Raw genomic sequence first — 7,246 nt, 5'->3', positions numbered from 1 at the left:
CTCAACGACAGGATCAAGCTAAAAAAGCTGCTTATGATGTGTTTTATTCTTTCAGTATGAACCGTGACCGGATTCAGAGTGATGTACTTAATAAAGCCGCTGAAGTTATCTCTGATATAGGTAATAAGGTCGGTGATTATCTTGGAGATGATTATAAGTCGTTAGCAAGAGAAATTGCTGATGATGTCAAAAATTTCCAGGGGAAAACTATCCGTAGCTACGATGATGCAATGGCGTCATTAAATAAAGTTTTGTCTAATCCGGGGTTTAAATTTAACAGGGCCGACAGTGATGCACTGGCGAACGTCTGGCGAAGTATTGATGCTCAGGATATGGCAAATAAACTGGGTAATATCAGCAAGGCTTTCAAATTTGCCGATGTGGTGATGAAGGTTGAGAAGGTCCGGGAGAAAAGCATCGAGGGCTATGAAACCGGGAAGTGGGGACCTCTGATGCTGGAGGTGGAGTCCTGGGTGCTCAGTGGCATCGCTTCTGCTGTGGCCCTGGGTGTTTTTTCAGCCACATTAGGGGCATATGCCTTATCTCTTGGGGCTCCTGCTATTGCTGTCGGTATCGTAGGTATTCTACTCGCAGCAGTTGTAGGTGCATTAATTGATGACAAGTTTGCAGATGCACTAAATAAAGAAATCATTAAACCCGCGCATTAATAAATACCGGGTAAAAGGAAGGCAGGGTTACTGCCTTTCTTTTAATAATTTAAACGTGGTAACTGGTGTGAATAGCGTGAAATAGCTTATGAAAAAAATGATTAAGTACAGGCCAATATAAAATAGCAATAGTGTTGCATCATTGTTGGTCATTAGCCTGGCTGGCCTTCCTGCTGTCGTTAGCTCAAGGTTTCGGAAACAGAGTAAATACAAAAAAACAGCACAGACAAATGGACTTAATAAGCAACTTCTAAGTACAGCATTTCGGTTTGTTTTTTTTATTAGCTTTCTCGTTTTAAATGTCAGGATAAATAATATCAAAGCAAGGGAAGGCGCTGTTTTACAATAAATATCCATAACCTTTGTCATTAATGGGTTGTAGGCGGAGGTTATTGATGGGATGTTTTCAGTACTGGTAGCTATTGTGTGCAAGAACAGATTGTCTGGATTTGTATAGTAAACGGCTAGTATACAGAGTAAAGGTATAACTCCGATTACCATAAATAAATACAATAAGTTATTGGCTTTTCTATTGTCTATATCTATTGAATGTTCATCAATCATCATTGACCTATAGGATTATAATAAAGGTATATATGAAAAAAATTATTATTTGTGCCATTTCACTAGGAATAATGCTGCTTGCAGCATGCCAAGTCAACAATGTCAGAGATACTGGAGGTGGGGCTGTTTCACCATCTTCCACTGTTACCGGAGTGAGTATGGGAAGTGGTGGTAGTGGTAGCCTGTAAAGGATCTTCTTGAGATCCTTTACAGATCGTCGTAGTCTCTTGCCCTGTAAACGAAAAAACCGCCTGGGGAGGCGGTTTAGTCGAAGGTTAAGTCAGTTGGGGACTGCTTAACCGGGTAGCTGGCTTAAGTGGAGCACAGATACCAAATGCTGTCCTTTCAGTGTAGCCGCTATAAGGCTTCAACTTCAAGAGTTCTGCGTATCTAAATCCACTTTTCAGTTACCAATGGCTGCTGCCAGTGGCGCTTTGTCGTGTCTTACCGGGGTGGACTCGAGACGATAGTTACCGGATAAGGCGCAGCGGTCGGGCTGAACGGGGGGTTCGTGCACACAGCCCAGCTTGGAGCGAACGACCTACACCGAACTGAGATACCAACAGCGTGAGCTATGAGAAAGCGCCACGCTTCCCGAAGGGAGAAAGGCGGACAGGTATCCGGTAAGCGGCAGGGTCGGAACAGGAGAGCGCACGAGGGAGCTTCCAGGGGGAAACGCCTGGTATCTTTATAGTCCTGTCGGGTTTCGCCACCTCTGACTTGAGCGTCGATTTTTGTGATGCTCGTCAGGGGGGCGGAGCCTATGGAAAAACGCCAGCGACGCGGCTTTTTTTGCCCTTTGCCTTTTTGCTCACATGTTCTTTTCTGCCTTATCCCCTGATTCTGTGGATAACCGTATCGCCGTTTTTGAGCAAGCAGACTCCGCTCGCCGCAGTCGAACGACCGAGCGCAGCGAGTCAGTGAGCGAGGAAGCGGAAAAGTGCCTGGACGAGCATTTTCTCCTTACGCATCTGTGCGGCATTTCACACCCGGCATGGTGCACTTTTCATACAATCCTCACTGATGCTACACGATTAAGCCAGTATACACTCCGCTATCGCTACGTGACTGGGTCATGGCTGCGCCCCGACACCCGCTAACACCCGCTGACGCGCCCTGACGGGCTTGTCTGCTCCCGGCATCCGCTCACAGGCCAGCTGTGACCGTCTCCGGGAGCTGCATGTGTCAGAGGTTTTCACCGTCATCCCCGAAGTGTGCGAGGCAGCTGCGGTAAAGCTCGTCAGCGTGGTCGTGAAGCGCTTCGCAGATGTCAGCCTGGTCGTCGACGTCCAGTTCATTCAGTTTTTCCAGCAGGGTCAGCGTCTGGCTTCTGATGAAGCGGGCCATGTTAAGGGCGGTTTTTTCCTGTTTAGTCACAGTTCTGTTTCTCCATGTGTGGGGAGTCTGTCGGAGGTTTTTAATGATACCGGTGAAACGCGAAAGGATGCTCACGATACGGGTCACGGATGAGGAACATGCGCGGCTGCTGGCACGTTGTGAGGGAAAACAACTTGCGTCATGGATGCGTAAGGTCTGCCTGGGGGCACCGCCATCGAAAACGTCAGGTCTTCCGACACTGGCACCGCCGCTGTTGCGCCAGTTCGCTTCGGTCGGCAATAACCTGAATCAGATAGCCCGGAAGATAAACAGCGGACAGTGGTCGGGGCATGACCGGGTTCATGTGGTGGCTGCACTGATGGCCATCGGACGTGAACTGAGTGAGCTTAGGGATGAGGTCCGTAAACAGGGAGAACGGGATGATAGTTAAGTTTCATGCCAGGGGAAAAGGCGGTGGCAGTGGTCCGGTTGATTACCTGCTGGGCCGGGAGCGTAACCGGGAAGGGGTGAGAGTTCTGCGGGGTGCTCCCGAAGAGGTACGGGAACTCATCGATGCCACGCCGTTTGCGAAAAAATACACCTCGGGGGTTCTGTCTTTTGCAGAGCAGACCCTGCCACCGGGAGAGCGTGAAAGGGTGATGGAGAGCTTTGAGCGGGTACTGATGCCCGGTCTTGAAAAAAATCAGTACAGCATCCTGTGGGTGGAGCACCAGGACAAGGGGCGTCTTGAGCTGAATTTTGTCATCCCGAATATGGAGCTGGCGAGCGGAAAACGGCTCCAGCCCTATTACGACCGGGCGGACCGTCCGCGAATCAATGCCTGGCAGACACTGGTGAATCACCATTACGGGCTGCACGACCCGAACGCACCGGAGAACAGGCGGACACTTGTCACCCCGAATAATCTGCCGAAAGCGAAACAGGAGGCCGCAGAAGCGATTACGAGGGGACTGGAGGCTCTTTACCATGCCGGAGCGCTAAAAACGCGTCAGGATGTCACTGAGGCGCTTACAGCGGCAGGTTTTGAGGTTGTGAGGACAACCAGGAGCAGTATCAGTATCGCCGACCCGGAGGGCGGGCGTAATCTCAGGCTGAAAGGGGCGCTGTATGAGCAATCTTTTACAAATGGGGACAGACTTCGAGAAGAAACTGAAAGAGCGTGCCGTCTCTACAGAGAACATGCTGAACAGCGAGTTCAGGAAGCTCGAAGCGTCTGTAGACAGGGAACTGAACTTAAACGGGCAGAAAATCAGAGACGCTATCAGCGCACACACAGCAGCGGTGAAAGAACAACTGGAGACGCTGAACAGTGCCGTGAACGCGCAGTTCAGCGCCACAGAGAACGAACTGGCCCGGCGGCAGGAAGAGCTGCTCTGGAAGCTGATCAAAGGGCGGATACTGTACCCGTCGCTGACGGCGCTTTGCGTCACGGGCGGGATTTTTCTGGCGTCATGGGGGCTGATTCAGTGGCAGGAAAGCCGGATTGCGGCGAACATCCTGGCTATCAGGGACCAGGAAGAGACGCTGGCGAAACTCCGGGAAAAAACATGGGGTGTGACGTATCACGAGGGCAGGAACGGGAAATTTCTGGTGCTGCCGTCCGGGGTGAAGGGGGAAAACAACTGGACGGTGGAGAAGAAGAACGCAGTAAGACTGGTCAGGGAGTAAGTGAGTATGACAGAGCTGGAAATGCACTTACTGAACGCCTTAGAGCAATTGCAGCAGGACTATACGCAGCGGCTGAAAGACTGGGAGAGCGCCTTCACGGATTTGCAGCATATGTTCGAGCTGACACGACAGGAGAACGGGCAACTGAGGGAACAGTGCGACGACTTGAGTCAGCAGGTGCAGAGATTAGCCGGGCAGGTGGACCGCTTGAGTCGGTTATTTATCACGAACAGCAGATAAGGGATGAAGAGGAAAGGCAGGCACGCCTGGAACGGGAGCGTGCGCGGTCCTGGCATGAAGAGCAGGAACGGGAAGCACAGGTATGGCGTGGCCCGTCAATGGGGATGTGACGGTGAGTTGTTCCGGGAGGTTGCCAGATGGTACCGGAACGCGTTAAAAACGCATCCGGGCGCGATTCTGGCGTGTCGTTTTTGTTGCTGTGTTTTGCCTCTTTGCCAGATCGCGCTCATTCCTCAGCCTCATCCCGCGATGTCTGCGTATGTCATCAACTGAAAAGATGGAAAAAAACAGTGTCATGAGGTTTACGCAGGCAAAACCAGCGTTATTCACATGGCTGAATAGCTATGCATACGGTTAAAATTTATCAGGTGCGATCGCGGCAGCTTTTCGGGTGGTTTGTTGCCATTTTTACCTGTCAGCAGCCGTGATCGCGCTGAACGCATTTCAGCGGTGCGTACAATTAAGGGATTATGGTAAATCCCTTACTGTCTGCCCTCGTATCCATCGAGATAAACCGCAGAAATGGTGTCTGCCATTAGTTTCATTTTTTTCAGCGAAGGCATATCGCTGTTTGTGTATTTTCTGCCAGCAAAGGTTGTTGTGCTCTGGAGTGAGTGAAAAAATTTTTCTGAGTGGAATTCTTTTGCACGTTGCTGTGCCGTTTCTGCTGATACTCCGGCTGCTTTGTCTTTCATCCCCATATCCCGGAACTGCTGAAAGAACGGGAGCATCATACGTATGGTGTCTGCTTTCTGGGTATAGAAGTTAGGATCAAATCCATCATCTGAAGCATAAACATAATGTCGGGTATGTCGTTCCAGGCTGGTCTTTGGGGTGCATCCTGTAAGAGCTATTGTTGCTGTTATCAGAGGTATCAGAAGCAGCCTGGTAGCGGCAGATCTCATAAACATCTCCTTGCGTTTTTAATCTTGATACTCAGGGAGTTATATCTCCGAAGAGTATCTCTTATCATACGTCGGTTTACTCCCAATGTGATTTGATGGTCAATGAGTCAGGAATAATCCCGTGAAAAAATGTGTGCCAGTCCTGCTTTTTAGTGTTCTTTCTGCTTCGGTTGCCAGTCATGCGGACAGCAATGTTTTTCAACAAAAGGCCGAGAAGACAAAAAACGGCATTGTTGCGGATGTTAATGCCAGACAGAAAATGTTCAGTAACAGACTGAAGATACAACTTCAGATCGATGAGTTGAGAGCAGAGCTGGCTGGCACCAGAGATGCCCAAAAAAGAGAGGATTTGCGTAAAAAACTGGAGTCTCTGGAGCGGCAAAAGAAATCCTTACGTTGATGGGGGCGTATTTTCCCCGGTTTCTTCCATAACCTTTTTACCGTTCAGATATTTACGGGCGAGGCGAATGCGTCTTGCCTGGTATACCGCCGAGTAAGCCTGGGTGGGATTCACACCATTACTGATTTCACTGACCACATGACGCTGATCAGCCAGTGTCAGCGTGTAAACCTGTTTCTGGATGAGGTCACGGGCTTTGTCATGCTCATATCCGGCAGCAACAAGGGTGTCGAGAAGTCGTTTGTCTGTTTTGTTCAGTTTATGGCGGGGTGATTTGCTCACATCGTTCTCCGTTTTTCATGATCCAACAGTTTTATATCTCATCCTGATTTGCTCCGGTGTTCTGTTTCGATGTTCTCAATGCCTGCCTCCCCATAGCGTGATCCTTATAGCAAAAATGAAAATCCATGCTCTTGACATGGACAATGGTGAGTAGTAGGTTTTGCTGTACATAAAACCAGTGGTTATATGTACAGTATACTGTTTTTAATTTATTGTTTTAATTATCAAAGAGGAATTTATGGCTAAAGAACTAAGTGGATATGGCCCAACTGCTGGTGAGTCTATGGGGGGAACAGGGGCGAATCTGAATCAGCAAGGTGGAAATAATAATAGTAATAGTGGGGTTCACTGGGGTGGTGGTTCAGGCTCTGGTAATGGAGGTCGTGAACATGGAAGTCAGACGGGGTGGGGATGGAGTAAAACCAATAATCCGGATGTGCCGCCTTATGTTGATGATAATGGGCAGGTGCGCATTACCATCACAAATGGTCTGGTAAAAACGCCTGTATATGGAGTTCCTGGGGCTGGCGGAAATAGTGATGTTCAGGGGGGCTATATCCCTGAAAATCCTAATGATGAAGTTGCTCGTAAGTGGGATAAAAACAACTTACCGCGAGAGATTGATGTGAGTATCGATGGTTTTAAATATCGTGTAACGCTTAATGATAATGGTAGAGCTATCGGTATTCTTCGAACAGGTGTCCGTCCTTACGTAGGGAGTGAAAAAGCTAAGGCGGGTATTATGGAAAAAATCAATCATAAAACTCCTGAGGAGATATATGAGGCGTTAGGTTTTAATAAAGATGAATCTCAGCGGCAGGAAAAAGCAAAACAACAGGCTGAAGATGCGTGGGATCGTTTGCCTCCTAATGTGAGAAAATTTGATGTTGATGTTGAACAGTTCCACTATTTAGTGGTGCTTGATGATTATGGTAATGTTTTATCTGTAACTAGAACAGCTGTTCGTCCTTATGTAGGGAGTGAAAAAGCTAAGGCTGGTATTATGGATAAAGTCGACCATAAGACCCCGGAAGAGATATATGAGGCATTAGGATTTAATAATGAAGAGCCTCAACGACAGGATCAAGCTAAAAAAGCTGCTTATGATGTGTTTTATTCTTTCAGTATGAACCGTGACCGGATTCAGAGTGATGTACTTAATAAAGCCGCTGAAGTTATCT

General features: G+C 48.5%; 10 protein-coding genes and 3 pseudogenes. 8 read left to right on the top strand and 5 right to left on the bottom strand.

The genetic code is table 11. The annotated features are described in order from the left end of the window. Window positions 1-668, top strand: a pseudogene (csa, locus tag ACJHWT_RS24945) (pore-forming bacteriocin colicin S4); the annotation flags it as partial. Window positions 669-695: 27 nt separating this feature from the next. Here csa (ACJHWT_RS24945) and csi read toward each other — a convergent pair. After that, on the bottom strand, window positions 696-1,235 hold the full coding sequence (csi, locus tag ACJHWT_RS24940) for a colicin S4 immunity protein (RefSeq protein WP_104681840.1): 540 nt from the start codon (window positions 1,233-1,235) through the stop codon (window positions 696-698). A gap of 29 nt (window positions 1,236-1,264) precedes the next feature. On the opposite strand from csi, the gene csl reads away from it, so the two are divergent. After that, window positions 1,265-1,420: a colicin S4 system lysis protein gene (gene csl, locus ACJHWT_RS24935; RefSeq protein ID WP_071703583.1), complete on the top strand. Its 156-nt coding sequence runs from the start codon at window positions 1,265-1,267 to the stop codon at window positions 1,418-1,420. A gap of 215 nt (window positions 1,421-1,635) precedes the next feature. Here the strand turns inward: csl and ACJHWT_RS24930 are convergent, their stop codons facing one another. Together ACJHWT_RS24930 and ACJHWT_RS24925 are read right to left on the bottom strand one after the other, a co-directional pair. Continuing rightward, window positions 1,636-1,749: a replication initiation protein gene (locus ACJHWT_RS24930; RefSeq protein WP_213849828.1), complete on the bottom strand. Its 114-nt coding sequence runs from the start codon at window positions 1,747-1,749 to the stop codon at window positions 1,636-1,638. 668 nt (window positions 1,750-2,417) lie between these two features. Beyond that, window positions 2,418-2,609 carry a Rop family plasmid primer RNA-binding protein gene (locus ACJHWT_RS24925; RefSeq protein WP_024192883.1) on the bottom strand — a complete coding sequence of 64 codons (192 nt, stop codon included), beginning with the start codon at window positions 2,607-2,609 and terminating at the stop codon, window positions 2,418-2,420. Between the two features lie 67 nt (window positions 2,610-2,676). Here ACJHWT_RS24925 and ACJHWT_RS24920 point away from each other — a divergent pair, with 67 nt between their 5' ends. The 4 genes and pseudogenes from ACJHWT_RS24920 (at window position 2,677) to ACJHWT_RS24905 (ending at window position 4,478) form a co-directional block, all read left to right on the top strand. Then, complete coding sequence (locus ACJHWT_RS24920; protein ID WP_001444404.1) at window positions 2,677-3,000, top strand: MobC family plasmid mobilization relaxosome protein; 324 nt, start codon at window positions 2,677-2,679, stop codon at window positions 2,998-3,000. Beyond that, window positions 2,963-3,307 (top strand): annotated as a pseudogene (locus ACJHWT_RS24915) (nuclease); the annotation flags it as partial. The gene ACJHWT_RS24920 and the pseudogene ACJHWT_RS24915, both read left to right, overlap by 38 nt. Before the next feature lie 370 nt (window positions 3,308-3,677). Then, window positions 3,678-4,238 carry an MbeB family mobilization protein gene (locus ACJHWT_RS24910; protein ID WP_074167501.1) on the top strand — a complete coding sequence of 187 codons (561 nt, stop codon included), beginning with the start codon at window positions 3,678-3,680 and terminating at the stop codon, window positions 4,236-4,238. 6 nt (window positions 4,239-4,244) lie between these two features. After that, window positions 4,245-4,478 (top strand): MbeD family mobilization/exclusion protein, encoded by a 234-nt coding sequence (locus ACJHWT_RS24905; protein ID WP_000137429.1) that lies wholly within the window; start codon window positions 4,245-4,247, stop codon window positions 4,476-4,478. A 482-nt stretch (window positions 4,479-4,960) separates the two neighbouring features. On the opposite strand, the gene ACJHWT_RS24900 is transcribed toward ACJHWT_RS24905, so the two are convergent. Continuing rightward, window positions 4,961-5,383, bottom strand: a complete 423-nt coding sequence (locus ACJHWT_RS24900) for an Exc2 family lipoprotein (protein ID WP_024216190.1) — start codon at window positions 5,381-5,383, stop codon at window positions 4,961-4,963. 121 nt (window positions 5,384-5,504) lie between these two features. Between ACJHWT_RS24900 and ACJHWT_RS24895 the strand changes: the two genes are divergently transcribed. Further along, a complete protein-coding gene (locus ACJHWT_RS24895) occupies window positions 5,505-5,783 on the top strand; it encodes a hypothetical protein (protein WP_000710675.1) in 279 nt (92 codons plus the stop codon). Here the strand turns inward: ACJHWT_RS24895 and ACJHWT_RS24890 are convergent. Then, window positions 5,775-6,065 carry a hypothetical protein gene (locus tag ACJHWT_RS24890; RefSeq protein ID WP_024216191.1) on the bottom strand — a complete coding sequence of 97 codons (291 nt, stop codon included), beginning with the start codon at window positions 6,063-6,065 and terminating at the stop codon, window positions 5,775-5,777. The genes ACJHWT_RS24895 and ACJHWT_RS24890 overlap by 9 nt on opposite strands. Window positions 6,066-6,303: 238 nt before the next feature. Here ACJHWT_RS24890 and csa (ACJHWT_RS24885) point away from each other — a divergent pair. Beyond that, a pseudogene (gene csa / locus ACJHWT_RS24885) lies at window positions 6,304-7,246 on the top strand (pore-forming bacteriocin colicin S4); the annotation flags it as partial.

It is taken from the genome of Escherichia sp. WS338 (assembly GCF_046486405.1).
GTDB lineage: Bacteria > Pseudomonadota > Gammaproteobacteria > Enterobacterales > Enterobacteriaceae > Escherichia > Escherichia coli.
The sequence above is the reverse complement of the archived record's forward strand: the minus strand, read 5'-3'. Positions and strand labels throughout refer to the sequence as shown.